Annotated in this window: 20 protein-coding genes; 16 read left to right on the top strand and 4 right to left on the bottom strand. The window is 72.4% G+C overall.

Going from position 1 to position 26,572, the window contains the following annotated elements:
- Nucleotides 1-120: 120 nt before the first annotated feature.
- Nucleotides 121-669 (bottom strand): NADAR family protein, encoded by a 549-nt coding sequence (locus tag ACFXGN_RS24470; RefSeq protein ID WP_384862899.1) that lies wholly within the window; start codon nucleotides 667-669, stop codon nucleotides 121-123.
- A 175-nt stretch (nucleotides 670-844) separates the two neighbouring features.
- Between ACFXGN_RS24470 and ACFXGN_RS24475 the strand changes: the two genes are divergently transcribed.
- The 8 genes from ACFXGN_RS24475 to ACFXGN_RS24510 all read left to right on the top strand — a co-directional run bounded on the left by ACFXGN_RS24475 (nucleotide 845) and on the right by ACFXGN_RS24510 (nucleotide 10,572).
- Nucleotides 845-2,359, top strand: coding sequence for a gamma-aminobutyraldehyde dehydrogenase (locus tag ACFXGN_RS24475; protein ID WP_384862901.1), 1,515 nt, complete (start codon nucleotides 845-847; stop codon nucleotides 2,357-2,359).
- 51 nt (nucleotides 2,360-2,410) lie between these two features.
- Nucleotides 2,411-3,658, top strand: coding sequence for a PotD/PotF family extracellular solute-binding protein (locus ACFXGN_RS24480; RefSeq protein WP_384862904.1), 1,248 nt, complete (start codon nucleotides 2,411-2,413; stop codon nucleotides 3,656-3,658).
- 43 nt (nucleotides 3,659-3,701) lie between these two features.
- Nucleotides 3,702-4,850: an ABC transporter ATP-binding protein gene (locus ACFXGN_RS24485; protein WP_384862906.1), complete on the top strand. Its 1,149-nt coding sequence runs from the start codon at nucleotides 3,702-3,704 to the stop codon at nucleotides 4,848-4,850.
- A complete protein-coding gene (locus tag ACFXGN_RS24490; RefSeq protein ID WP_384862909.1) occupies nucleotides 4,847-5,779 on the top strand; it encodes an ABC transporter permease in 933 nt (310 codons plus the stop codon). Before ACFXGN_RS24485 ends, ACFXGN_RS24490 begins: the two co-directional genes overlap by 4 nt.
- Nucleotides 5,779-6,573, top strand: a complete 795-nt coding sequence (locus tag ACFXGN_RS24495; protein ID WP_366443971.1) for an ABC transporter permease — start codon at nucleotides 5,779-5,781, stop codon at nucleotides 6,571-6,573. Before ACFXGN_RS24490 ends, ACFXGN_RS24495 begins: the two co-directional genes overlap by 1 nt.
- A gap of 38 nt (nucleotides 6,574-6,611) precedes the next feature.
- Complete coding sequence (locus tag ACFXGN_RS24500) at nucleotides 6,612-8,030, top strand: NAD(P)/FAD-dependent oxidoreductase (RefSeq protein WP_384862912.1); 1,419 nt, start codon at nucleotides 6,612-6,614, stop codon at nucleotides 8,028-8,030.
- 113 nt (nucleotides 8,031-8,143) lie between these two features.
- Complete coding sequence (locus tag ACFXGN_RS24505; RefSeq protein ID WP_384863043.1) at nucleotides 8,144-8,614, top strand: hypothetical protein; 471 nt, start codon at nucleotides 8,144-8,146, stop codon at nucleotides 8,612-8,614.
- Nucleotides 8,615-8,772: 158 nt separating this feature from the next.
- Nucleotides 8,773-10,572, top strand: a complete 1,800-nt coding sequence (locus ACFXGN_RS24510) for a chitinase (RefSeq protein ID WP_384862913.1) — start codon at nucleotides 8,773-8,775, stop codon at nucleotides 10,570-10,572.
- On the opposite strand, the gene ACFXGN_RS24515 is transcribed toward ACFXGN_RS24510, so the two are convergent.
- Together ACFXGN_RS24515 and gabT are read right to left on the bottom strand one after the other, a co-directional pair.
- On the bottom strand, nucleotides 10,523-11,272 hold the full coding sequence (locus tag ACFXGN_RS24515) for a phosphatase PAP2 family protein (RefSeq protein WP_384862915.1): 750 nt from the start codon (nucleotides 11,270-11,272) through the stop codon (nucleotides 10,523-10,525). The two genes, ACFXGN_RS24510 and ACFXGN_RS24515, sit on opposite strands and share 50 nt — an antisense overlap.
- A 99-nt stretch (nucleotides 11,273-11,371) precedes the next feature.
- Nucleotides 11,372-12,706: a 4-aminobutyrate--2-oxoglutarate transaminase gene (gabT, locus tag ACFXGN_RS24520; protein ID WP_384862917.1), complete on the bottom strand. Its 1,335-nt coding sequence runs from the start codon at nucleotides 12,704-12,706 to the stop codon at nucleotides 11,372-11,374.
- 242 nt (nucleotides 12,707-12,948) lie between these two features.
- On the opposite strand from gabT, the gene ACFXGN_RS24525 reads away from it, so the two are divergent.
- Both ACFXGN_RS24525 and ACFXGN_RS24530 read left to right on the top strand, forming a co-directional pair.
- Complete coding sequence (locus tag ACFXGN_RS24525) at nucleotides 12,949-15,441, top strand: ATP/GTP-binding protein (RefSeq protein ID WP_384862919.1); 2,493 nt, start codon at nucleotides 12,949-12,951, stop codon at nucleotides 15,439-15,441.
- A 162-nt stretch (nucleotides 15,442-15,603) separates the two neighbouring features.
- Nucleotides 15,604-17,157, top strand: coding sequence for a PucR family transcriptional regulator (locus ACFXGN_RS24530; RefSeq protein ID WP_384862921.1), 1,554 nt, complete (start codon nucleotides 15,604-15,606; stop codon nucleotides 17,155-17,157).
- A gap of 353 nt (nucleotides 17,158-17,510) precedes the next feature.
- Here ACFXGN_RS24530 and ACFXGN_RS24535 read toward each other — a convergent pair whose 3' ends face one another.
- Nucleotides 17,511-17,741 (bottom strand): hypothetical protein, encoded by a 231-nt coding sequence (locus ACFXGN_RS24535; RefSeq protein WP_384862924.1) that lies wholly within the window; start codon nucleotides 17,739-17,741, stop codon nucleotides 17,511-17,513.
- A 438-nt stretch (nucleotides 17,742-18,179) separates the two neighbouring features.
- Between ACFXGN_RS24535 and ACFXGN_RS24540 the strand changes: the two genes are divergently transcribed.
- From ACFXGN_RS24540 to ispG, 6 genes are all read left to right on the top strand, one after another.
- Entirely contained in the window at nucleotides 18,180-19,166 is a 987-nt protein-coding gene (locus ACFXGN_RS24540; RefSeq protein WP_384862926.1) for an EamA family transporter, read from the top strand.
- A 213-nt stretch (nucleotides 19,167-19,379) separates the two neighbouring features.
- On the top strand, nucleotides 19,380-20,825 hold the full coding sequence (locus ACFXGN_RS24545; protein WP_384862929.1) for an aldehyde dehydrogenase family protein: 1,446 nt from the start codon (nucleotides 19,380-19,382) through the stop codon (nucleotides 20,823-20,825).
- Between the two features lie 319 nt (nucleotides 20,826-21,144).
- Nucleotides 21,145-22,380, top strand: coding sequence for a 3-phosphoshikimate 1-carboxyvinyltransferase (gene aroA / locus ACFXGN_RS24550; protein WP_384862931.1), 1,236 nt, complete (start codon nucleotides 21,145-21,147; stop codon nucleotides 22,378-22,380).
- A 34-nt stretch (nucleotides 22,381-22,414) separates the two neighbouring features.
- Nucleotides 22,415-23,665 (top strand): 1-deoxy-D-xylulose-5-phosphate reductoisomerase, encoded by a 1,251-nt coding sequence (gene dxr, locus ACFXGN_RS24555; protein WP_384862934.1) that lies wholly within the window; start codon nucleotides 22,415-22,417, stop codon nucleotides 23,663-23,665.
- Nucleotides 23,662-24,969: a M50 family metallopeptidase gene (locus ACFXGN_RS24560; protein WP_384862937.1), complete on the top strand. Its 1,308-nt coding sequence runs from the start codon at nucleotides 23,662-23,664 to the stop codon at nucleotides 24,967-24,969. Before dxr ends, ACFXGN_RS24560 begins: the two co-directional genes overlap by 4 nt.
- Nucleotides 24,970-25,072: 103 nt before the next feature.
- Entirely contained in the window at nucleotides 25,073-26,230 is a 1,158-nt protein-coding gene (ispG, locus tag ACFXGN_RS24565) for a flavodoxin-dependent (E)-4-hydroxy-3-methylbut-2-enyl-diphosphate synthase (protein WP_351787056.1), read from the top strand.
- Nucleotides 26,231-26,572: the final 342 nt, after the last annotated feature.

The following is a 26,572-nucleotide window of genomic DNA, read 5'->3' on the forward strand; positions in this document are numbered from 1 at the left end:
CCCCGGCCCGTATCCGGCGGGGGAATCACTCCGCCCGCCGGTGGGGAACCACCCCGTCCGTCGGCGAGGGATCCACCCTTTCCACCAGCGGGAGATCCACCCCGCCCGCCGGTGGCGGGATCACTCCGTCCGCAGCCGCTCCCGCGCCTCCATCAGGGCGAAGCCCAGCAGGTTGAGGCCCCGCCAGCGGGCCGGGTCGGAGGCGCGGGGGTCGTCGGCGGCCAGCCCGATGCCCCAGACGCGGTCCATCGGGCTGGCCTCCACCAGGACACGGGTGCCGGTCCCGAGGAGATAGGCGCGCAGCCCCTCGTCCGAGGAGAACTTGTGGACGCTGCCCTCGACGACGATCCCGAGGCGCTCCCGCTCCCACACGGCCTCGTCGAAGCCCCGGACCAGCCGCCCCGCGGCCTTGGCCTCGGCGGGCGTACGGGCGGACAGCGCGGCCCGCTCGGCGTCGGCGTCCCCGAAGAGACGGGCCTTGGCCGCCATCATCCAGTGCTCGGCCGTCGCGTACGCCACACCGTCGGTCACGAAGGGTGCGGGCCACCACTGGCTGAGACAGCTCGCCGAAAGGCGACCGTCCGGATGCGGACGGTGACCCCAGAAGTGCAGCCACTTCACCCGCTCACCCCTGCTGACCTGCTGTGTCAGTGTCTCGATACCGCTCATGCACGCGAGTGTGTCATTCGCCACGGACAATACGTACGGAGATTTTCCGGCCGTCTCGACACATGGTCGACCGATTCCGTCGCGTAACCAAAAGGCAACAACGGAATCACTTGTTGACCCCCTTTCGTCATGTCAGGATCGGCACTCAATTCGAGCTGGGACAACGGAGAGCGTCATGGGCAACCGCTTCCAGGTGACGGGCCGCTTCGCGGACGGCGCACAGTACATCGGCGGGCGGCTCCGCCACGGGACCTCCGGTCAGCGGCACAGCGTGGTCGACCCGGCGACGGGGGAGAGCGTCCACACGTACGAGCTGGCCTCCACCGCCGACGTCGACGCCGCCGTCGCCGCCGCCAAGGCGGCCTTCCCCGGCTGGTCGGGCGCCACCCCCGGAGAGCGTTCCGACGCCCTCCACCGCTTCGCCGCCGTGCTCGCCGAACGGGCCGACGACATCGCCCGCGTGGAGTCCCTCCAGTGCGGCAAGCCGCTCAAGCTGACCACCGAGTTCGACGTACCGGGCACCGTCGACAACACCGCCTTCTTCGCCGGGGCCGCCCGCCACCTCCAGGGCCAGTCGGCCGCCGAGTACAGCGGCGACCACACCTCGTACGTCCGGCGCGAGGCGATCGGCGTCATCGGCTCCATCGCCCCCTGGAACTACCCGCTCCAGATGGCCGCCTGGAAGATCCTCCCGGCCATCGCCGCGGGCAACACGATCGTCCTGAAGCCCGCCGAGCTGACCCCGCTGACCTCCCTGATGTTCGCGCAGGCGGCCACCGACGCGGGCATCCCCGACGGAGTCGTCAACGTCGTCAGCGGCGCCGGGCGGACCGTCGGCGAGCACCTCGTCGGCCACCCCGACGTCGTCATGACCTCCTTCACCGGCTCCACCCCCGTCGGCAAGCGCGTCGCCGAGGTCGCCACCGCGACCGTCAAGCGCCTCCACCTGGAGCTCGGCGGCAAGGCGCCCTTCGTCGTCTTCGACGACGCCGACCTGGAAGCCGCCGCGCACGGCGCCGTCGCCGCCTCCCTCATCAACAGCGGCCAGGACTGCACCGCCGCCACCCGCGCCTACGTCCAGCGCCCGCTCTTCGACGCCTTCGTCGCCCGGGTCGCCGCACTGATGGAGACCGTCCGCCTGGGTGACCCCTTCGACCCGGCCACCGACCTCGGACCGCTCGTCAGCCACCGGCACCGCGACGCCGTCGCGGGCTTCGTGGAGCGCGCCCGCGCCTACGCCACCGTCGTCACCGGCGGCGAGATCCCCGGCGGCGACCTGAAGGACGGCGCGTACTACCGGCCGACCCTGATCACCGGAGCCCCGCAGGACAGCGAGGTCGTGCAGTCGGAGATCTTCGGGCCGGTCCTGGTGGCCCTGCCCTTCGACAGCGACGACGAGGGCATCCGGCTCGCCAACGACACCCCGTACGGCCTGGCCGCCTCCGCCTGGAGCCGGGACGTCTACCGGGCCCACCGCGCCACGCGGGAGATCAAGGCCGGCTGCGTCTGGGTCAACGACCACATCCCGATCATCAGCGAGATGCCGCACGGCGGCAGCAAGGCATCGGGCTACGGCAAGGACATGTCGGTGTACTCCTTCGAGGAGTACACCCAGGTCAAGCACGTGATGTTCGACAACACCGCGGTGGCGGCCAAGGACTGGCACCGCACGATCTTCGGGGACCGATAGCAGCCCGTCGCCGGACCAGCGACGCACCAACCTCCCGAAAGGGCACAGCGCATGGAGCAGTACGAGCCCGACGGCCTGTCGGCCGCGCGGACGGCCGCGATACGCCGCAGCCTGACGAGCGGCCGGAGCGCCCTCAGCCGCCGTTCGGTGCTGCGCGCCGGAGGTGTCGGGGCGCTCACCCTCGGCGGTCTCGCCGGGCTGAGCGCCTGCGGCATCCCGCCGGCCAAGCGGGAGGGCCAGGGGCCCGCGTCCACCGACGTGTCGGCCGAGGAGAGGACCGTCGCCTTCTCCAACTGGACCGAGTACATGGACATCGGCGAGGACGGCAAGTCCCGCCCCACCCTGGAGGCGTTCCGCAAGCGCACCGGGATCGCGGTCAAGTACACCGAGGACATCAACGACAACGTCGAGTTCTTCGGCAAGATCAAGCCGCAGCTCGCCGCCGGGCAGGAGACCGGCCGCGACCTGATCTGCGTCACCGACTGGCTCGCCGCCCGCATGATCCGGCTCGGCTGGGTCCAGAAGCTCGACCCGGCGAACCTCCCCAACGCCTACGCCAACCTCTCCGCCCAGTTCCGCCGCCCCGACTGGGACCCGGGCCGCTCCTACTCGTACCCCTGGACCGGCATCTCCACCGTCATCGCCTACAACGTGAAGGCGACCGGCGGCCGGAAGGTCGACTCGGTCAGCCAGCTCCTGGACGACCCCGCCCTCAAGGGCCGCGTCGGCTTCCTCACCGAGATGCGCGACACCGTCGGCATGGCCCTGCTCGACCTCGGCAAGGACCCCGGGAAGTTCACCGACGCCGACTTCGACGCGGCCGTCGGACGCCTCCAGAAGGGCGTCGACACCAAGCAGATCCGCCGCTTCCACGGCAACGACTACACCTCGGACCTCAGCAAGGGCGACCTCGCCGCCTGTCTCGCCTGGGCCGGTGACGTCATCCAGCTCCAGGCCGACAACCCGGACATCCGGTACGCCATCCCGTCCGCCGGATACATCACCTCCACGGACAACCTGCTCGTCCCCGCGCAGTCCCGGCACAAGACGAACGCCGAGAAGCTCATCGACTACTACTACGAGCTTCCCGTCGCCGCCCAGCTCGCCGCGTACATCAACTACGTGTGCCCCGTCGACGGGGTGAAGGACGAGCTGGCCAAGATCGACCCCGAGCTGGCGGACAACACGCTGATCCTCCCGGACAAGGCCATGGCCAAGAAGTCGCGCTCCTTCCGCTCGCTCAGCAGCGCGGAGGAGACGGCGTACGAGGAGAAGTTCGCCAAGCTCATCGGCGCCTGAGGCCACGTCGTCCACCTCTCTCACTCCCCTGGGACCGCAACCCATGACTGACAAGAACACCGGCGGCGACGTCCGTCTCACCGGGATCAGCAAGTCGTACGGCTCCTTCACCGCCGTCCACCCGCTGGACCTCACCGTCCCGCAGGGCTCCTTCTTCGCCCTCCTCGGCGCCTCCGGCTGCGGCAAGACCACCACGCTCCGCATGATCGCCGGGCTGGAGGACCCCAGCACCGGCACCGTCTTCCTCGGCGACCGGGACGTCACCGACCTGCCCCCGTACAAGCGGCCGGTCAACACCGTCTTCCAGTCCTACGCGCTCTTCCCGCACATGGACATCACGGAGAACATCGCCTTCGGACTGCGCCGCCGCGGCATCAAGTCCGTGAAGAAGCAGGTCGACGACATGCTGGAACTCGTCCAGCTCGGCGACAAGGCCCGCCACAAGCCGCACCAGCTCTCCGGCGGCCAGCAGCAGCGCGTCGCGGTGGCCCGCGCCCTCATCAACCACCCCCAGGTGCTCCTCCTCGACGAGCCGCTCGGCGCCCTCGACCTCAAGCTGCGCCGCCAGATGCAGCTGGAGCTCAAGCGCATCCAGACCGAGGTCGGCATCACCTTCGTGCACGTCACCCACGACCAGGAGGAGGCCATGACCATGGCCGACCAGGTCGCGGTGATGAACGGCGGCCGGGTCGAACAGCTCGGCGCCCCCGCCGACCTCTACGAGAACCCGCGGACCACCTTCGTCGCCAACTTCCTCGGCACCTCCAACCTCATCGAGGCCGAGGTCCTGGAGACCGGCGCCGACCTCCTCGTCACGGCGGGCGGCAGCAGGCTCCGGGTCCCCGGCGACCGCTGTACGGCCGCCGTCCGCCAGGGCGGCAAGGTGCTCGTGGGCGTCCGCCCCGAGAAGATCTCGCTGACCCACGCCGACGACGCGGCCACGGTCGCCGACGGCCGCAACCGGGTCACCGGCCGGATCGCCGACTCCTCCTTCATCGGCGTCTCCACCCAGTACGTGGTGGACGGCCCCGCGGGCGGCGGACTGCAGGTCTACGAGCAGAACATCGAGCGCGACACCCGGCTGCGTCCCGGCGCCGAGGTCGTCCTGCACTGGAACCCGGCGCACACCTTCGGGCTCGACGCGGCCCAGGCCATCGACGCGGGCGTGGAGACGGTGGAGGACGCCGGATGAGCGCGACCACCCTCGCCGAGGAGACGGCGGACCCGGCGGCGGACCCGGTTCCGCGCAAGCCCTCCACCCGCAAGCGGCTCGTCCCCTACTGGCTGCTGGTGCCCGGCATCCTCTGGCTGCTCGTCTTCTTCGCGCTGCCGCTGGTCTACCAGGCCTCGACCTCGGTCCAGACCGGCTCCCTCGAACAGGGCTTCGAGGTCACCTGGCACTTCCCGACCTACTGGGACGCCTTCCGGGAGTACTGGCCGCAGTTCGTCCGCTCCCTGCTGTACGCGGGCACCGCGACCCTGCTCTGCCTGCTGCTCGGCTACCCGCTCGCGTACCTGATCGCCTTCAAGGCCGGACGCTGGCGCAATCTGCTCCTCGTCCTCGTCATCGCGCCCTTCTTCACCAGCTTCCTCATCCGGACGCTGGCCTGGAAGACGATCCTCGCCGACGACAGCCTCGTGGTCGACGTCCTGAACGCGCTGCACGTCCTCGACGTGACCAGCTGGCTCGGCTGGACCGAGGGCAGCCGGGTGCTCGCCACCCCGATGGCCGTCGTCTGCGGTCTCACGTACAACTTCCTGCCCTTCATGATCCTGCCCCTCTACACCTCCCTGGAGCGGATCGACGGCCGGCTGCACGAGGCCGCGCGGGACCTGTACGCCTCCCCGGCGACCACCTTCCGCAAGGTGACCTTCCCGCTGTCGATGCCGGGCGTCGTCTCCGGCACCCTGCTCACCTTCATCCCGGCGGCCGGTGACTACGTCAACGCGGAACTGCTCGGCTCCACCGACACCAAGATGATCGGAAACGTCATCCAGTCGCAGTTCCTGCGGGTCCTCGACTACCCGACGGCCGCCGCGCTCTCCTTCATCCTCATGGCGATCGTGCTGGTCATGGTCACCGTCTACATCCGCCGTGCGGGAACGGAGGACCTGGTCTGATGCGCTGGATACGACGCAACCTCGTCGTGATCGCGGGCCTGCTGACGCTCGCGTACATGATCCTGCCGAACCTCGTGGTGATGGCGTTCTCCTTCAACCGGCCGAAGGGCCGCTTCAACTACTCCTGGCAGGAGTTCTCGCTCGACGCCTGGAAGGACCCCTGCGGCGTCGCCGACATGTGCGAGTCGCTCTCCCTGTCGCTCCAGATCGCGGCCTGGGCCACCCTCGGCGCGGTCGTCCTCGGCACGATGATTGCCTTCGCCCTGGTCCGCTACCGCTTCCGGGCGCGCGGCGCGATCAGCTCGCTGATCTTCCTGCCGATGGCGATGCCCGAGGTCGTCATGGCCGCCTCGATGCTCACGCTCTTCCTCAACATGGGCATCCAGCTGGGCTTCTGGACGATCCTCATCGCCCACATCACGTTCTGTCTGTCGTTCGTCGTGACGGCGGTCAAGGCGCGGGTCATGTCCATGGACCCGCGCCTGGAAGAAGCCGCGGGCGACCTCTACGCGAGCCCCGCGCAGACCTTCCTCCGGGTGACCCTGCCGATCGCCGCCCCCGGCATCGCCGCCGGTGGCCTGCTCGCCTTCGCACTCTCGTTCGACGACTTCATCATCACCAACTTCAACGCGGGCTCCACCGTGACCTTCCCCATGTTCGTCTGGGGCTCGGCGCAGCGCGGAACCCCCGTTCAGATCAACGTCATCGGCACCGGGATGTTCGTTCTCGCGGTACTGATGGTGGTGGCCGGTCAAATCATTACGAACCGGCGCAAGAAAACAGCAACGGCCTGAGCGAAGAAGCAGCTCAGGCACTGAAGGAGTTGGAAACCATGGCCCCAGTCGCCATGCGTCTCGCCGCCCAATCTCTCTCCGACGCCCAGCCCGTCCCCTTCTGGCTGGAAGACCCGGGCAAGCCCGCCGCCCTGCCCGCCCTCACCGGCACCGAGAAGTGTGACCTCCTCGTGGTCGGCGGCGGCTACAGCGGCCTGTGGACCGCGCTCCTCGCCAAGGAGCGCGAGCCCTCCCGGGACGTGGTGCTGATCGAGGGGCGCGAGGTGGGCTGGGCCGCCTCGGGCCGCAACGGAGGCTTCTGCGCGGCCTCCCTCACGCACGGCTTCGGCAACGGACTCGCCCGCTGGCCGGGCGAGCTGCCCCAGCTGGAGCGGCTCGGCGAGCGCAACCTCGACGGCATCGAGGAGGCGGTCGCCCGCTACTCCCTGGACTGCGACTTCGAGCGCACCGGCGAGATCGACGTCGCCACCGAGCCGTACCAGGTCGACGAGCTGCACGAGATGTACGAGGAGATCGAGCGGCTCGGCCTCGCCGACGGTCTCGAACTCCTCGACCGGGACGCGGTGCGCGCCGAGGTCGACTCGCCGACCTTCCTGGGCGGTCTCTGGGACCGGCGGGGCGTCGCCATGCTGAACCCGGCCAAGCTGGCCTGGGGCCTCAAGCGGGCCTGTCTCGACCTCGGCGTGCGGATCTTCGAGAACACCCCGGGCCTCGAACTGCTCTCCGTCGGCGCGGGCATGGGCGTGCGCACCCCGTACGGCCGGGTCGTCGCGGCGCGGGTCGCCCTCGGCACCAACGTCTTCCCGTCGCTGGTCAAGCGCGTCCGGCCGTACACCGTCCCGGTCTACGACTACGCGCTGATGACCGAGCCGCTCAGCCCCGAGCAGCTCGCCTCGATCGGCTGGAAGAACCGGCAGGGACTCGGCGACTCCGCCAACCAGTTCCACTACTTCCGGATCACCGCCGACCAGCGCATCCTGTGGGGCGGCTACGACGCGATCTACCCGTTCGGCGGGAAGCTCAGCGCCGAGATGGACCACCGCCCCGAGACGTACCTCAAGCTCGCCGAGCACTTCTTCCGCTGCTTCCCGCAGCTGGAGGGGCTGCGCTTCAGCCATGCCTGGGGCGGCGCGATCGACACCTGCTCCCGCTTCTCCGCCTTCTTCGGTACGGCGTACAAGGGCAGGGTGGCGTACGCGGCGGGCTTCACCGGTCTCGGGGTCGGCGCCACCCGCTTCGGCGGGGACGTGATGCTGGACCTGCTCGCGGGGGAGCGGACCGAGCGCACGGAGCTGGAGATGGTCCGCTCGAAGCCGCTGCCGTTCCCGCCCGAGCCGATCGCCTGGGCGGGCATCGGGATCACCAAGTGGTCCCTGGCGCGCGCCGACGAGAACGGCGGGAAGCGCAACCTGTGGCTGAAGGCCATGGACCGGGTGGGCCTCGGTTTCGACAGCTGAGCACCCATGTGACCCACATCACAACTGATGAGTAGCTGAAGTCGCGTAAGAGAAGCCCCCGCACCCGCTCTCTCCGTACGGACACCGTGTCCACGCGGAAGGAGATCGTCGTGATGACTGGTACGGGGGCCTGGAGCACCAAGAGCGCGGTGGAATGGCTGGCATCGGTCGCACCCGACCCCGACGCCTGCCGGTGGGAGTGGGAGCGCAACCCGCACGGGGTCGCGCTGCTCCCCGCCGGCAGGCGCTGGGACGTCCTGATCCTGCCGGGGGAGCTCGGCCGCCCCACGCTCGACGTGCTGACACGTCTCGTGGGCAGGCCGGGGCCGGTCCTGGCGGACTTCGGCGACGTCCGGACGGGCTTCTTCGTGCCGCCCGGCACCGCCGCCCGCTGGCTCGGCACCGGGGTGCGCGGCGCGGGCACCGGCACCTGGATCGTGGTGCCGTACCCCGGGCGCGCCACCGGCGGGGTCCACTGGCTGGTACCGCCGGACGGCACCGGCACCCTCACCGACGCCACCCTCCTGGAGATGGCGATGCACGAGGCCGCGGGGCGGCTCGGGCGGCCGGGGCGTGACGACTAGACCGCCCCTTCCCGGCCCGGCCGGGCGAGTGGTCCGTACGGTGTGCGGACCGCTCCGTCCGCCGTGCGGACGCCGGGGACAGAGGTCTTGACCACTTGATTGGTCTGGACCATGCTGTGGCGGGCTCGCACCTCGATTCCCCCCACCCGGAGGCAGTTGTGGACCGCGCCAGACCCCTGACCCTGCTCCTCGCGGGCGTCCTCGCCGCCGGCGGACTCGCCGCGCTCACCCCCACCGCCCAGGCCGCCGACTCCGAACTCGCCCGCAACGGCGGCTTCGAGGCCGGACTCGACGGCTGGAACTGCTCGGCGGGCAGCGGCGCCGTCGTCGCCACCCCCACCCACAGCGGTACGAAGGCGCTCCAGGCCACCCCCGCGGGCAGCGACAACGCCCGCTGCTCACAGACCGTCACCGTCAAGCCCGGCTCGACGTACACGCTCAGCGGCTGGGTCCGCGGCAGCTACGTCTACCTCGGCGCCACCGGCACCGGCACCACCGACGTCTCCACCTGGACGAGCTCCGCGCCCAACTGGCAGAAGCTCAGCACCACCTTCACCACGGGCGCCGCCACCACCTCGGTCACCATCTACACCCACGGCTGGTACGGCACCCCCGCCTACCAGGCCGACGACCTCTCCCTGTACGGCCCCGGCGGCGACCCGGTCACGATCCCCACCGCCCCCACCGGACTCGCGGCGGGCACCCCCGGCTCCACCACCGTCCCGCTCACCTGGGCCGCCGTCTCCGGCGCCACCTCGTACCACGTCTACCAGGGCGCCACCAAGGTCCAGACGGTCACCGGCACCTCCACCACCGTCACCGGACTCACCGCCTCCACCGCGTACGCCTTCCAGGTCACGGCCGCGAACAGCGCGGGCGAGTCCCCGAAGTCCGCCGCCGTGAACGCCACCACGAAGAGCGGCGACGGAGGCGGCGTCGAACTCCCCGCGCACGCCCTCGTCGGCTACCTCCACGCCAGCTTCGCCAACGGCTCCGGCTACACCCGGATGGCCGACGTCCCCGCCTCCTGGGACGTCATCAACCTCGCCTTCGGCGAACCGACCTCGGTGACCTCCGGCGACATCCGCTTCAAGCTCTGCCCGGTCGCCGAGTGCCCCACCGTCGAGTCCGAGGCCGACTTCAAGGCCGCCATCAGGGCCAAGCAGGCCGCGGGCAAGAAGGTCCTCATCTCCATCGGCGGCCAGAACGGACAGGTCCAGCTCTCCACCACCGCCGCCCGCGACACCTTCGTCAGCTCCGTCTCGAAGATCATCGACGACTACGGCCTCGACGGCCTCGACATCGACTTCGAGGGCCACTCCCTGTCGCTCCAGACCGGTGACACCGACTTCCGCAACCCGACCAGCCCGGTCGTCGTCAACCTGATCCAGGCCGTCAAGACCCTCAAGGCCAAGTACGGCCCGAAGTTCGTCCTCACCATGGCCCCGGAGACCTTCTTCGTCCAGCTCGGCTACCAGTTCTACGGCTCCGGCCCCTGGGGCGGCCAGGACCCGCGCGCCGGTGCCTACCTGCCGGTCATCCACGCCCTGCGCGACGACCTGACCCTGCTCCACGTCCAGGACTACAACTCGGGCCCCATCATGGGCCTGGACAACCAGTACCACTCCATGGGCGGCGCGGACTTCCACATCGCGATGACCGACATGCTCCTCACGGGCTTCCCCGTCGCGGGCAACGCCGACCGCTTCTTCCCCGCCCTGCGCGCCGACCAGATCGCCATCGGCCTCCCCGCCTCCACCCAGGCGGGCAACGGCCACACCACCCCGGCCGAGGTCAACAAGGCCCTCGACTGCCTCACCAAGAAGACCAACTGCGGCTCCTACCAGACCCACGGCACCTGGCCCGCCCTGCGCGGCCTGATGACCTGGTCGATCAACTGGGACCGCTTCAACCAGTGGCAGTTCTCGAACAACTTCGACGCGTACAACTGGAGCTGACCCCCAGGACCAGCAGGCTCAGACAGAGACTGGCCAGCACGTCCAGGGGCCAGTGGTAGCCGCGCAGCACCAGACCGGTCCCCGTCACCGCCGTCAGCACGGCGGCGACGGGGACCAGCCGGTTCGAGACCAGGAGCGCCGCACCGAAATAGGCCACCGCGGCCGTCGCCGTATGACCCGAGGGGTAGTAGCCCTGCGCCCACGGCTCCAGCGGTCCGGGCCGGGCCGTCCACTCCTTCAGCGGAACCACCAGGAGGGGCACCGCCGCCATCGCCAGCCCCGCGTACAGGGCGGCGGCCCGACGGCCGCGCCACACCGCGTACGCCATCGCGCAGCCGAGGACGGGCAGGGCCACGGTCATGTTCCCGAGGTCGGAGGCCAGTTCCGAGAGGGGCCGGGGGACCGTGTCCACCAGGGCCCGGGAGACCCGCTCGTCGAGCCCGGTCAACGGGCCGCGGACGAGCACCTGCCAGGTCATGAGGGCGAGGGCGACGAGCGCCGAGAAGAGAGCCGGCCGCCCTGGAACAGGGGGGGTGGTTCCAGGACGGCCGTGAGGATCGGGCCGCCGCACGCCCCGGGGGGTGTGGGGCGGGCGGCCATCCGATCGGTGAGGAGTTCCGGGACCCGAAGTCCCGGTGGTGTGCGTGACCGCACGGTGTGGGCGGGGCTGGGGAGGCTCCGCCCGGGGCGTTTCTCTCATCTGCGGAAACCGTACGGCAGAGAAGAGGGGACCGACAGCGGGAAACGCATCCCGCCATCGGCCCCCCACAGAGTCTTCACACGGACCGACGGTACGCGATCAGATCCCGGCGAACGCGTTCTCGATGATGTCGAGACCCTCGTTCAGCAGGTCCTCGCCGATCACCAGCGGCGGCAGGAACCGCAGCACGTTGCCGTAGGTGCCGCAGGTCAGGACCAGGAGGCCCTCCGCGTGGCAGGCCTTCGCCAGCGCACCGGCGGCCTCCGCGTACGGCTCCTTGGTCGCCGGGTCCTTCACCAGCTCGATGGCGATCATCGCGCCACGGCCACGGATGTCACCGATGACGGGGAACTTCTCCTGCATCGCCGTGAGACGGGCCTTCATGACCTCCTCGATGCGCCGGGCCCGCGCGTTGAGGTCCAGCTCCTTCATCGTCTCGATGGAGCCGAGCGCGGCGGCGCAGGCCACCGGGTTGCCGCCGTAGGTGCCGCCCAGACCGCCGCCGTGGACGGAGTCCATGATCTCGGCGCGGCCGGTCACGGCGGCCAGCGGCAGACCGCCCGCGATGCCCTTGGCGGTGGTGATCAGGTCCGGGACGACGCCCTCGTCCTCACACGCGAACCACTGGCCGGTGCGGCAGAAGCCCGACTGGATCTCGTCGGCGACGAAGACGATGCCGTTGTCCCGGGCGAACTCCACGATCGCCGGGAGGAAGCCCTTGGCCGGCTCGATGAAGCCGCCCTCGCCGAGCAGCGGCTCGATGATGATCGCGGCGACGTTGTCCGCGCCGATCTGCTTGCTGATCTGGTCGATCGCCTGGGCGGCGGCCTCGGGACCGCAGTTCTCGGCACCCGTCGGCCAGCGGTAGCCGTACGCCACCGGCACCCGGTAGACCTCGGGCGCGAACGGACCGAAGCCCTGCTTGTACGGCATGTTCTTCGACGTCAGCGCCATCGTCAGGTTCGTCCGGCCGTGGTAGCCGTGGTCGAAGACGACGACGGCCTGGCGCTTGGTGTACGAACGGGCGATCTTGACCGCGTTCTCGACCGCCTCGGCGCCCGAGTTGAACAGCGCGGACTTCTTCGCGTGGTCGCCCGGGGTCAGCTCGGCCAGCGCCTCGCAGACCTCCACGTACCCCTCGTACGGCGTCACCATGAAGCAGGTGTGCGTGAAGTCCTGGAGCTGCGCGGCGGCCCGGCGCACCACGGCCTCGGCGGAGGCGCCGACCGAGGTCACGGCGATGCCCGAGCCGAAGTCGATCAGACGGTTGCCGTCGACGTCCTCGATGATGCCCCCGCCGGCCCGCTTCGTGAACACGGGGAGCGTGGAGCCGACGCCACCGGCGACCGTGTCGAGACGGCGGGCCTGAAGCTCCTGCGACTTCGGACCGGGGATGGCGGTGACGACGCGCCGCTCCTGCGGGACAGCGTTCATGCGGGGCTCCTGGGATGTTCTGGACGCACGTGCGGGTTCCTCCGCAGGCTAGGCGCGGGGGACGGCCCGGGGCATGTACCGATCGGGAGTGGTGGGAGGTGTGTCGTTGTCCGGGATGGACATGACGGTTCCGCTTCCGCCCCCGCCGCACGGGCCCCCGAAACCCCTCCGGGAAGCCCCGCGCCCACTAGATTGACGAAGGCACAGACGCGGCGACCTGGCTGGTCAGGGGGCAGGGGTAGATGGAGACCGACGGCACGTACGAGTCACGCGACACGAAGGGGGGCGGGGTGCCGCGACCCGGAGGGCCGCCCGGAGGCCCCTCGGGCGACGGACGGACCCCGGCCCGCCCCGCGCCCCGCGCCGGAGCGCCCATCGACCCCCCGGCGGCCGGTGCGGTGCCCGCCCCCGCGCCGCCCGTCACCCCGCCCCTCCCCGCCCGCGCCCCGGCCGCGCCGCCGAGGCCCCTCCGGGCGCCCGGCGCCCGCCCGCCCGCCGCCGACTGGCTGGACGCCCCGCGCCCCGAGGCGGGCCCCGGCATCTGGCGGTTCCGCCACGTCCCGCCGCCGCCCGCCACCACCCGGCGGCTCTCCCCCGTCACCGTCGTCGGGATGCTCGTCCCGGTCGCCGTCGGACTGCTCATCTGGTCGGCCTTCCGCCGCGGCACCCTCCCCTACATGTGGGCCGTGCTCAAGACCCTCACGCCCGGGGACTGGTGGTACTCCCTCGGCACCACCCCGCGCGACTGGCACGGACAGGCGGCCCACGCGGTCTTCGGCGGCGCCGTATTCGTCGGACTCGTCTGCGCCGTCGCCGCCGTCGGCTCCTGGGGCCGGATCGTCCGCTTCTACCTCGACCGGTTCAGCCCGCCCGTCCGCGCGGCCGTCGCCGCTGGCGGGGCCCTGATCACCCTGACGTTCGTCTGGCCCGAGTTCTTCGGCCTCGGCTGGGACCCGCTGCCCGTCGCCACCCCGGTCCTCTCCCTCGCCGCCCTCGTCGCGGGCGGCTACGACGCCCTCAGCTCCCCCTTCCTCGTCTATCCGCTCTACGCGGCCGTCACCGCGCTCGTCGTCCTGCCCTTCGCCCGCGTCGGCGCCTGGCTCCCCCTCCTGCGCGCCCGCCGAGCCGCCGCCGCCCCGCCCACGGCGCCCGCCCCCGCGCCGGACACGGCCCGCTCCCGATGGCCGGAACTGCGCGAGGCGGGCGCCCACCACGCCGCCGACCTCCTCGCCGGAGAACTGCTCACCGGACGCATGAACGACGTCGACTGCGCCCGCGTCCAGCGCCTCTGGCACGAAGCGGGCCGCGACCCCGCCCGCCGCGCCGCCGTCAACGACACGCTCCTCAGGGAAGGCGCCGCGGCCGCCGCGCACCCCTCCGGCGCCCGCGACCTGCCCGGCCGCCGCGCCACCCACGACCTGCTCCTCGGCCAGGTCCGCGTCGGCCGGTACGCGCCCGCCGAGCGGACCCCGGACGCCTACCACGGCGCCGGACTCGCCCTCGACCCCGGCCTCCTCGGCACCTCCCTCCTCGCCGTCGGCCCCTCCGGCGCGGGCAAGACCCGGCACCTCGTCGCCCCCGTCGTCGAGACGCTGACCCTCCAGGCCCTCACCGGTGCCTGCTCCGTCGTCGCCGTCGGCCCGGCCGCCGCCCCGCTCGGCCCCGACGAGGCGTACGACGTCGTCGTCCGCCTCGGCGACCCCGCCTCCCGCTACGACCTGGACCTGTACGCCGGGGCCACCGACCCGGACGAGGCCGCCGCCTTCCTCGCCGAGGGACTCGTCGGGGACATGGAGGGCGTCGAGACCCGGCGCGCCGCCACCGTCCTCGCCCAGCTCATCGGCCCCCACCGGGCCGCGTACGGCGGCTTCCCGACCGTCCCGGTCCTCCGCGAACTGCTCGAAGCCCGCCCCGAGACCCTCCGGGCCCTGCTCGACCTCCTCCCCGAGGACCGGCACCCGGCCATGCGCCGCGAACTGGACTCCCGCATCCGCCAGACCGGCACCGTCACCGACGTCGGCCCCCTGCTCGCCGACCGGCTCGCCGCCCTCGACCGGCCGGTCTTCGCCGCCTTCTTCGGCGGCGGACGCGAGACCCGGCCCTTCTCGCTGCGGGCCGTCGCCCAGCACCCCATGCGGGTCAGGATCACCCTCCCCGGGGGCGGCCACGAGGAGGCCGCCCGGCTCCTCAACCGGCTGCTGCTCGCCCAGTTCCAGTCCGTCACCCGCGACCGGCCGGGCCGGGGCCACTTCGCCTGCCTGGTCCTCGACGACGCGGCCGGGGCCCTGACCGCCGGGACCGTCCGGGGCCTCCAGCGGCTCCGCCCGCAGAACGCGGGCGTCCTCCTCGCCCTCCGCACCCTCGCGGAGGTCCCCGAGCCGCTGCACGGCCCGCTGCTCGCGGGCGTCGGCTGCCGGATGGCCTTCGCCGGGCTGCCCACCTGGGACGGCCGGGCCTTCGCCGAGGCCTGGGGCACCGAACGGGTGGAGACCACCGAGACCGCCCACCACACCGTCTTCGCCGACCAGCCCATGACCCGCGCCTTCCACGCCCTGCGCAAACTCGTCACCGGCAAGGCCGTCACCACCGAGGCCGTCACCGTCCGGGAGGTGGAGCGGCAGCGGTGGTCCGCGTCCGACCTCGCCCACGCCGTGCCGCCCGGCCACGCCGTCCTCTCGCTCACCCACGTACGCGGCGGGCACACCCCGCCGCTGCTCGTGGAGCTGCACGACTGAACCGGCGGCCGTACGCCCGGCGGGATCCGCGTCCGGCGGGGCCCGCGTCCGGCGGGGCCCGCGTCCGCCCGCTCGGCTGAGCGGGCGGCCGTCGGCCCTGGCACAATCGAGGGCGCCGCTCGGTTGAGCGGCGACCCCCTCCCAAAGGTCCGACGGTCCCCAATGCCGCCCACCCTCGCCTCGCTGGTCCAGCACTCCTCGCTCAAGCTCGTCGTCCGGGCCGGTGCGGACCGTCTCGACACCCCCGTCCGCTGGGCGCACGTCAGCGAGCTGGCCGACCCCGTCCCGTACATGGAGGGCGGCGAACTCCTCCTCACCACCGCGCTCACCCTCGACGCGGAGGACCTGGAGGCGATGCGCCGCTATGTGCGCAGGCTGATCGGCGCGGGCGTCGTCGGACTCGGCTTCGCCGTGGGCGTCAACTACGAGGAGATCCCGCCCGCCCTCCTCGACGCGGCCCGCGAGGAGCACCTGCCGCTGCTCGAAGTGCCCCGCAGGACCCCGTTCCTCGCCATCAGCAAGGCCGTCTCCGCGGCCATCTCCGCCGACCAGTACCGGGACGTCACGGCCGGTTTCGAGGTGCAGCGCGAGCTGACCAGGGCCGCCCTCGCCGAGGGGCCCGAGGCCGTCGTCGCCCGGCTCGCCGCGCACCTCGACGGCTGGGCCGCGCTCTACGACACCTCCGGCACCGTCGTCGCCGTCTCACCCGACTGGGCCGCCCGCAGGGCCGCCCGGCTCACCCCCGACGTGGAACGGCTCCGGGACCGCCCGGCGCCCGCGAGCGCCGTCGTCGGCGGCACGGACGACCGCGTCGAACTCCAGTCGCTCGGCACCGGCCGCCGCGTCCGGGGCGCCCTCGCCGTCGGCACCGGCGCCCCCCTCGGCACCGGCGAGCGGTACGCCGTGCACTCGGCCATCGCCCTGCTCACCCTCACGACGGAACGCTCCCGCTCCCTCCAGGCGGCCGAGCAGCGCCTCGGCGCGGCGATCCTGCGGATGCTGCTCGCGGGCCAGCCGGACCACGCCCGCGCGGTCGCGGGCGATGTCTACGGCGGACTCCTCGACGCCCCCTTCCGGCTGCTCGTCGCCGAGTCCGCCGGGCCCGAACCCGCCGGGGAGCCCCCGCTCCCGCTGCTCGCCGAGAACCTGGAGGCCGCCGCCGCCCGCGCCGGGGAGGCGGTCCTCACCGTGCCGGAGAGCGCCCAGCGGCTCGTCGTCCTCGCTGGGGACGGGGGCGCGGTCGTCACCGCCTGCCAGGGGTACGCGGAACGGGAGGCGGAGGACGCCGGTGTCGTCGTCGGGCTGTCGGCGCCCGCCGGGCCCGCCCTGGCGGCAGCCGCGTACAAGCAGGCCGAGCAGGCGCTGTCGGTGGCCCGGCGGCGGGGCCGCGCGCTCGTCGAACACGAGGACCTGGCGGCCGGTTCGGTGCTCCCGCTGCTCGCCGACGACGCCGTGCGCGCCTTCGCCGACGGGATGCTCCGCGCGCTCCGCGACCATGACGCGACGGGCCGGGGCGACCTGGTCGCCTCGCTGCGGGCGTGGCTCTCCCGGCACGGCCAGTGGGACGCGGCGGCGGCCGACCTCGGCGTCCACCGGCACACCCTCCGCTACCGGATGCGCCGGGTCGAGGAGATCCTCGGCCGCTCGCTGGACGACCCGGACGTACGGATGGAACTCTGGCTGGCCCTGAAGGCGACGGGCGGCGGCACGGACTGACCGGGGCCCCCGCCCCTCCACGGGACCGGACCCGCACGGACCGGAGTGCGTTTGTACGCGGACGAGTACGGGCCGGAGCGCGTCGGTACGCGTACCAGTACGGGCCGGGGCCCGGCGGTACGAGCACGGGCCCGAGGTCTGCCCGCAGGCACACGGGCCGGGGTTCCGCCGGTACGCGTACGGGCGGAACCCCGGTACGAGGTCGGCGGCGTCCGGGCCCGGGTCTGCCCGCAGACGTACGGCCGGAGTTCTGTCCGTACGCATACGGACCGGAGCCCCCCGTACGAGGTCGGCGGTGTCCGGGGGACCCGGGTGTTCCGCGCCCGCCCCCGGCCGTCCGCCCCCGACCGCCCTCAGTTCGAGCCGCCGTCGTTCCCGCCGCCGCCGTCGCCGAGGGCCGCGGTGTCGTTGCCGCTTCCGCCGTTCGTGCCCCGGAACCGGCGGGAGCGGACCAGCTGCCCGGCGGCCAGGGTCACGGCGGACACCCCCTGTACCCAGCGGGGGCCGCCCCGCGCGGCCCACACCACGCAGACGCAGCCCGCGACGGCGAGCAGCAGGACACCGGTCAGTGCCAGCAGGATCATGAGGTTCCCCCTAGGTGTGTCGGTCGTTCTCCCTCACGGGTCCGGACATCCTGTCACCGCCCGGCGGAAACCGATGAGTCGCCGTGCCCCCGACCGGTCCCCGCTCCCGGGCCCACCGGAGCGCCTCGCCCACGTGGTCTCCCCGGGTCGCGCACCCGACGGAGGAGGAATCCCGGTGGCGCCGGGTCCTCCCGGTGAGGGCCGGGGGCAGGGGCCGGGCGGCGGAGGACAGCCCCTGGCGTCCTCGTACCTCTCCACCTCTCCGGTTTCCGGTGCGCGGGGAGCGTGCGGAGCCGTGGTCCGACGGGCGGGACTTCGACCGCGCCGAGCCACGGCCGGTCACCGGCTTCGGCCCTCGTCCCCTGTCCCGGGCGTCCGGTCTGCCCGGAGGCGGGCAGATTTCTTGGCCGTCGGACCCGCGTTCCTTACTCTCTGTCCATGACAAGCCCCGCCGTCGATCCGGCCCCCGAGACGCCCCGGACCGCACCCGCACCCGCACCCGCACCCCGCGTCCCCGCCACCCCCTCGGCCCCCGTCCGCCGGATCACCGGCGCCGTGTGGGTCGCCCTCGGCATCGTCTACGTCGTCTGGGGCTCGACCTACCTCGGCATCCGGATCGTCGTCGAGACGATGCCGCCCTTCCTCTCCGCGGGCACCCGCTTCGTCACGGCGGGACTGCTGCTCGCCGGGATCATCGCCTGGCGCCGGGGTCCTGAGGCCCTCAAGGTCACCCGGCGGGAGCTCGGCTCCGCCGTCCTCGTCGGCCTGCTCCTGATCCTCGGCGGCAACGGCCTCGTCGTCCTGGCCGAGACCTCGATCCCGTCCGGTCTCGCCGCCCTGCTGATCTCCGTCGTCCCGGCATGGGTCGTCCTCCTGAAGGCGACTTCCGGCCAACGGCCGACCGCGGGCGGCCTCGCGGGCGTGCTCCTGGGGCTCGCCGGACTCGCCGTGCTGACCCTGCCGGGGCTCAGCGGAGAGGTGCGGACGAGCGGTGTCCTCCTCGTCGTCGTGGCGACCCTGCTGTGGTCCGTCGGCTCCTTCTCCTCCGCGCGCCTGCCGATGCCCAAGGACCCGTTCACGGCCAGCGCGTACGAGATGATCGCGGGCGGCCTCGGCGGTCTGCTCGTCGGACTGGTCCGGGGCGAGCAGCGAGGGCTCGATCTGGCCGCGATATCGGGGCGCTCGTGGGTGGCCCTGGCCGGTCTGATCGTCTTCGGCTCGCTGATCGCGTTCACCGCGTACGCCTGGCTGCTCCAGGCCGCCCCGCTCTCGCTGGTCGCCACCTACGCGTACGTGAACCCCGTCGTCGCCGTGGCCCTCGGCGCCCTCGTCCTGAACGAGGCCCTGACCTGGTCCATCGTCCTCGGTGGCGCGATCGTCGTCGGAGGGGTCTGGCTGATCGTCTCCACGGAGCGGCGCGGCTGACGGACGGGCCGGGGAGGCCGGTGCGCCCGGCGCGGCGCCCGTACCGGGCAGGGGACGGCGTCCCCTCGGCGGATGTCCGGAATCCGTTCGGCCAATTCGGACAGAGGTCTGGACCCATCACTCCACAGCGGACAAGCCCATGCCCGCCGCCCCGGCCCTAACGTGTCACGAGAGCAATCGCTCGCTCCCCGAAACGGAAAGGGCCGGGACGCAATGACGACCACCCACGCCTTCTGGCTCGCCGGCCGCGAGGCCACCGGCGAGGCCACCTTCGACGTCACGAACTCGTACGACGGACGTCTGGTCGGCAAGGTCAGCGTGCCCACCGAGGCCCAGGTCGAGGAGGCCGTCGCCGCCGCGCACGCCGTCGTCGACGAGTTCGCCGCCACCCCGGCGCACGTCCGCGCCGCCGCCCTCGACCACGTGTCGAAGCGGCTCGCCGAGCGCACCGAGGAGATCGCCCAGGTCATCTCCGCCGAGAACGGCAAGCCCGTCAAGTGGGCCCGCGGCGAGGTCGGCCGTGCCGTCTCCGTCTTCCGCTTCGCCGCCGAGGAGGCCCGCCGCTGGAACGCGGGCGAGGCCCAGCGCCTGGACACCGAGGCGGGCGGCGCGGGCCGCCTCGCCCTCACCCGCCGGATGCCCAAGGGCGTCGTCCTCGGCATCGCGCCGTTCAACTTCCCGCTGAACCTCAGCGCCCACAAGGTCGCCCCGGCCATCGCCGTCGGCGCCCCGATCATCCTCAAGCCGGCCCCGTCGACCCCGATCTCCTCCCTGATCCTGGGCGAGATCCTGGCCGAGACCGACCTCCCGGCCGGCTCCTGGTCGATCCTGACCGTGCCGAACGACCGGATGCCCGCCCTGGTCCAGGACGAGCGCCTGCCCGTCATCTCCTTCACCGGCTCCGACAAGGTCGGCTACGCCATCCAGCGGTCGGTGCCGCACAAGCACTGCACCCTGGAGCTGGGCGGCAACGCCGCCGCCGTCGTCCTCCCCGACTGGTCCTCCGAGGAGGACCTGGACTGGGCGGCCAGCCGGATCGCGACCTTCTCCAACTACCAGGGCGGCCAGTCCTGCATCTCCGTCCAGCGCGTGATCGTCGACTCCTCCGTCCACGACCGCCTGCTGCCGAAGATCGTCGCCGCCGTCGAGGCCCAGGTCACCGGTGACCCGTCCGACGCCGCCACCGACGTCGGCCCGCTGGTCGACGAGGCCGCCGCCGTGCGCGTCGAGTCCTGGGTGGACGAGGCCGTCGCGGCCGGTGCCAAGCTCCTCACCGGAGGCAAGCGCGAGGGCGCGACCTACGCGCCGACCGTCCTCACCGACCTCCCGGCGGACGTCACCCTGGCCCGCTCCGAGGTCTTCGGACCGGTCCTGACGATCGCGAAGGCGGACGGCGAGGCCGAGGCCTTCGCCGCGGTCAACGACTCCGACTTCGGCCTCCAGGCCGGTGTCTTCACCCGGGACCTCCAGGCCGCCTTCCGCGCCCACCGGGTCCTCGAAGTCGGCGGCGTGATCATCGGTGACGTGCCCTCGTACCGCGCCGACCAGATGCCGTACGGCGGTGCCAAGCGGTCCGGCGTGGGCCGCGAGGGCGTCAAGTTCGCGATGGACGACTACACCTACGAGCGCGTCCTCGTCCTGACGGGCCTGGCCCTCTAGGCGCTCCCAGGGGCGCCCCACCCGGGGCACACGCCCCACCCGGGGCACACGCCCCACCCGGGGCACACGCCCCACCAGACCAGGCGGTCCGGACCCACTGTGCGGGGGCCCGGACCGCCTTTCGCCGCACCGGGACCACCGGAGTCCGGGGAACCTCCAGGTGTGCCCGGGACCCCGCGTGCCCGGGGAACCTGGCGCCCCGCGCGCCCGGGAACCCCATGTGTCCGGGGCCGCCCGGCCCCACCCGTACGGCCGCTCCTCCGTTCCGTCATGCGGAACACCCCACCTTCCGGCGGGTCCACCCGGCAGGATGAGGGGCGTGACCGTCATAGACATCCCCGGCTCCAAGTCCGTCACCGCCCGCGCGCTGTTCCTCGCCGCGGCGGCCGAGGGCACCACGACCCTCCTGCGGCCCCTCGTCTCCGACGACACCGAAGGCTTCGCCGAAGGGCTCACCGCCCTCGGCTACGCCGTCCGTCGGGAGCCCGGCGCCTGGCACATCGAGGGCTGCCCCGCGGGCCCCGGCGCCGACAGCGCCGACGTCTACTGCCGCGACGGCGCCACCACCGCCCGCTTCCTGCCCACCCTCGCCGCCGCGGGCCACGGCACCTACCGCTTCGACGCCTCCGCCCAGATGCGCCGCCGCCCCCTCGGCCCGCTCACCGAGGCCCTGCGCACCCTCGGCGTCGACCTGCGGCACGGCGAGAAGGAGGGCCACCACCCGCTCGCCGTCCACGCCCACGGAGTGAAGGGCGGCGCGCTCACCCTCGACGCCGGACAGTCCTCCCAGTACCTGACGGCCCTCCTGATGCTGGGCCCGCTCACCACCGAGGGCCTCGACATCACCGTCACCGACCTGGTCTCGGAGCCGTACGTCGAGATCACCCTCGCCATGATGCGGAGCTTCGGCGCCGACGTCCGCCAGGAGGGACGCACCTACCGGGTCGCCCCGACCGGCTACCGCGCCCGGACCTACGGCATCGAGCCCGACGCCTCCACGGCCAGCTACTTCTTCGCCGCCGCCGCGCTCCTGCCCGGCCGCTCCGTCACCGTCCCCGGGCTCGGCACCGGCGCCCTCCAGGGCGACCTCGCCTTCGTCGACGTGCTGCGCCGGATGGGCGCCGACGTCGAGACCACCGACGCGGGCACCACCGTCCGCTCCACCGGCACCCTGCGCGGACTCACCGTCAACATGCGGGACATCTCCGACACCATGCCCACCCTGGCCGCCCTCGCGCCCTTCGCCGACGGACCGGTCCGCATCGAGGACGTCGCCAACACCCGGGTCAAGGAGTGCGACCGCCTCGACGCCTGCGCCGAGAACCTGCGCCGCCTCGGCATCACCGTGCGCACCGGCCCCGACTGGATCGAGATCCACCCCGGCACGCCCACCGGACCTGCCGGGATCGCCACCCACGGCGACCACCGGATCGTCATGTCCTTCGCGGTCACCGCCCTGCGCACCCCCGGCATCGGCTACGACGACCCCGGCTGTGTGAAGAAGACGTTCCCCGACTTCCACCGGGCGTTCGAGGCGTTCGTCCGCACCCCGTGAAGAGCGCGCGGGGTTTGGGGCAAGAATGGGGGGCATGAGCGACCGCCCCTCTCCTCTCGCCGACCCCCATATCGCCTTCGACGTGTCCGAAGGACGCCGGGACCTCGTCGTCCTCGGTTCCACGGGGTCCATCGGCACCCAGGCCATCGACCTGGTCCTGCGCAACCCCGACCGCTTCCGGGTCACCGCCCTGGCCGCGTCCGGCGGCCGGGTCGGCCTCCTCGCCGAGCAGGCGCACCGGCTGAAGGTCGACGCGGTCGCCGTGGCCCGCGAGGAGGCGCTGCCCGAACTGCGCGAGGCGCTGAAGGCCCGGTACGGCTCCGAGCCGCTGCCCGAACTGCTCGCGGGGCCCGACGCGGCCACGCGGCTGGCCGCCTCCCCGTGCCACACCGTCCTCAACGGCATCACCGGCTCCATCGGTCTCGCGCCGACCCTCGCCGCCCTCGAAGCCGGCCGCACCCTCGCCCTCGCCAACAAGGAGTCGCTGATCGTCGGCGGCCCCCTGGTGAAGGCGCTCGCGAAGCCCGGCCAGATCATCCCGGTCGACTCCGAGCACGCGGCCCTCTTCCAGGCGCTGGCCGCGGGCACCCGCGCCGACGTCCGCAAGCTGGTCGTCACCGCCTCCGGCGGCCCCTTCCGGGGACGTACACGCGCCCAGCTCGCCGACGTCACCCGCGAGGAGGCGCTCGCCCACCCCACCTGGGCGATGGGCCCGGTGATCACGGTGAACAGCGCGACCCTGGTCAACAAGGGCCTGGAGGTCATCGAGGCCCATCTGCTCTACGACATCCCGTTCGACCGCATCGAGGTCGTCGTCCACCCGCAGTCGTACGTCCACTCGATGGTCGAGTTCACCGACGGCTCGACCCTCGCCCAGGCCACCCCGCCGGACATGCGCGGCCCGATCGCCATCGGCGTCGGCTGGCCCGAGCGGGTCCCGGACGCGGCCCCCGCCTTCGACTGGACCAAGGCCTCCACCTGGGAGTTCTTCCCGCTGGACACCGAGGCCTTCCCGTCCGTGGGCCTCGCCCGGCACGTCGGCGCACTGGGCGGCACCGCCCCCGCCGTCTTCAACGCCGCCAACGAGGAGTGCGTGGCGGCGTTCCTGGCCGGACGGCTGCCGTTCAACGGCATCATGGACACGGTCACCGCGGTCGTGTCGGAACACGGCACCCCTCGTACGGGAACCTCCCTCACCCTCCCGGACGTCCTCGAAGCGGAGACCTGGGCCCGTGCTCGGGCCCGAGAGCTCGCAGCGAAGGCAACAGCGGAGGCCCGCGCATGAACGAAACGCTCCTGTACGTCCTGGGCATCGTCCTGTTCGCGTTCGGGCTGCTCGTCTCGATCGCCTGGCACGAACTGGGACACCTCTCCACCGCCAAGCTCTTCGGCATCCGCGTCCCGCAGTACATGGTCGGCTTCGGCCCCACCATCTGGTCCCGGAAGCGCGGCGAGACCGAGTACGGCATCAAGGCCATCCCCGCCGGCGGCTACATCCGCATGATCGGCATGTTCCCGCCGGGCGACGACGGACGGATCGAGGCCCGCTCCACCTCGCCCTGGCGCTCCATGATCGAGGACGCCCGCGAAGCCTCGTACGAGGAACTCGAACCCGGCGACGAGACCCGCCTCTTCTACACGCGCAAGCCGTGGAAGCGCGTCATCGTCATGTTCGCCGGACCCTTCATGAACCTGGTCCTGGCCGCCGCGCTGTTCTTCGGCTCGATGATGACGCTCGGCACGGAAGGCCAGACCACCCAGGTCGCGGGCGTCCAGAAGTGCGTCATCAAGCAGAGCGAGAAGCGCGAGAAGTGCGAGACGGGCGACCCCGTCTCCCCGGCGTACCGGGCGGGTCTGAAGGACGGCGACAGGATCGTCGCCTTCGACGGCGCCCCGGTCAACGACTGGGACACCCTCTCCGACCGCATCCGCGACACCACGGGCCCCGCGACCGTCACCGTCGAACGGGCCGGACAGCGGATCGACCTGCACCCCACCCTGGTCTCCAACAAGGTGCCGAAGAAGGACGCCGACGGCAGGATCGTCCAGCCGCTGACCTACATCGACGCCGGATACCTCGGCTTCGCCTCCAAGACCGAGGTCGCGCCCCTCACCTTCGGCGAGACCAGCGACCGCATGGTCGACCTCATGCAGAACGGCGTCCACTCGGTCATCGCCCTCCCCGGCAAGATCCCCGGCCTGTGGGACGCCACCTTCGGGAACGGCGAACGCGCCGACGACTCCCCGGTCGGCGTGGTCGGCGCCGCCCGGCTCACCGGCGAACTCATGACCGTCGAAGCCCCGCCCGAGCGGATCCTCGTCTGGTTCATGAACATCCTGGTGATGTTCAACGTCTCGCTGTTCCTGTTCAACATGCTTCCGCTGCTCCCGCTCGACGGCGGCCACATCGCGGGCGCCCTCTGGGAGTCCCTGCGCCGCCGGACGGCCCGGATCTTCAAGCGCCCCGACCCCGGCCCCTTCGACGTGGCGAAGCTGATGCCCGTCGCGTACGTGGTGGCGGGGGTCTTCGTCTGCTTCACGCTGCTCGTGCTCGCCGCCGACCTCGTCAACCCGGTGAAGATCACGTAACCCCCAGGGGGGCCGGACCCGTACGTGTCAGGCCCCCCACGCCCGGGGCGGTAACCTCGATTACCTGAGCCCGCCGACGCACAACCCTGAGGTTGCACAGAAGATGACCGCGATTTCTCTCGGTATCCCGACCGTCCCGACCCGGCTCGCCGAGCGGCGCAAGAGCCGCCAGATCCAGGTCGGCACCGTGGCCGTCGGCGGTGACGCACCCGTATCGGTGCAGTCGATGACGACCACCCGCACGTCCGACATCGGCGCCACCCTCCAGCAGATCGCCGAGCTGACCGCCTCCGGCTGCCAGATCGTGCGCGTGGCCTGCCCGACCCAGGACGACGCCGACGCCCTCGCGGTCATCGCGCGGAAGTCGCAGATCCCCGTCATCGCCGACATCCACTTCCAGCCCAAGTACGTCTTCGCCGCGATCGACGCGGGCTGCGCCGCCGTCCGCGTCAACCCGGGCAACATCAAGCAGTTCGACGACAAGGTCAAGGAGATCGCCAAGGCGGCCTCCGACGCCCGCACCCCCATCCGCATCGGCGTCAACGCGGGCTCGCTCGACGCCCGGCTGCTGAAGAAGTACGGCAAGGCCACCCCCGAGGCGCTCGTCGAGTCCGCCCTCTGGGAAGCCTCCCTCTTCGAGGAGCACGGCTTCCGCGACATCAAGATCTCGGTCAAGCACAACGACCCGGTCATCATGGTCGAGGCCTACCGCCAGCTCGCCGCCCAGTGCGACTACCCGCTGCACCTCGGCGTCACCGAGGCGGGCCCCGCCTTCCAGGGCACCATCAAGTCGGCCGTCGCCTTCGGCGCCCTGCTCTCCCAGGGCATCGGCGACACCATCCGGGTCTCCCTCTCCGCCCCCCCGGCCGAGGAGATCAAGGTCGGTATGCAGATCCTGGAGTCGCTGAACCTGCGCCAGCGCCGTCTGGAGATCGTCTCCTGCCCGTCCTGCGGCCGAGCCCAGGTCGACGTCTACAAGCTCGCCGAGGAGGTCACCGCCGGACTCGACGGCATGACCGTCCCGCTGCGCGTCGCCGTCATGGGCTGTGTCGTCAACGGCCCCGGCGAGGCCCGCGAGGCCGACCTCGGCGTCGCCTCCGGCAACGGCAAGGGCCAGATCTTCGTCAAGGGCGAGGTCATCAAGACCGTCCCCGAGTCGAAGATCGTCGAGACCCTCATCGAGGAAGCGCTGAAGATCGCCGAGCAGATGGAGAAGGACGGCGTCGCCAGCGGCGAACCCACCATCGCCGTCGCGGGCTGAGCACGCCTTTTCCCACGGCTTGCTTCGCCTCAGGGGCGCTTCAGCCGGTGGACCGGCCCCGACCGTGCTCGCCTCCCTCGTTCCTCGGGAGGCTCCGCGCGCTCGGGACCGGTCCACCGGCGCGCCCCTTCGGCTCAGCCGCCGTGCGGGCCCGTCCCTTCGGGTCGGCCGCCGGGACGGGGCGGCGAGGTGCCGCCGCCGGGAGCAGCCCCGGGTCGGCCCCGGGCCGTCCGGGCTCCCCGGTCCTCGGGCCCGCCGCGCGGGCCGATCGGCCGAGCCCGCACTCGGCCCACCGGCTGCCCGGCGCGCCGCGCCGCCACCGCCCCGTCGCCCCCGGCGGCG

This window comes from Streptomyces sp. NPDC059247 (assembly GCF_042754005.1).
Taxonomy (GTDB): Bacteria; Actinomycetota; Actinomycetes; order Streptomycetales; family Streptomycetaceae; genus Streptomyces.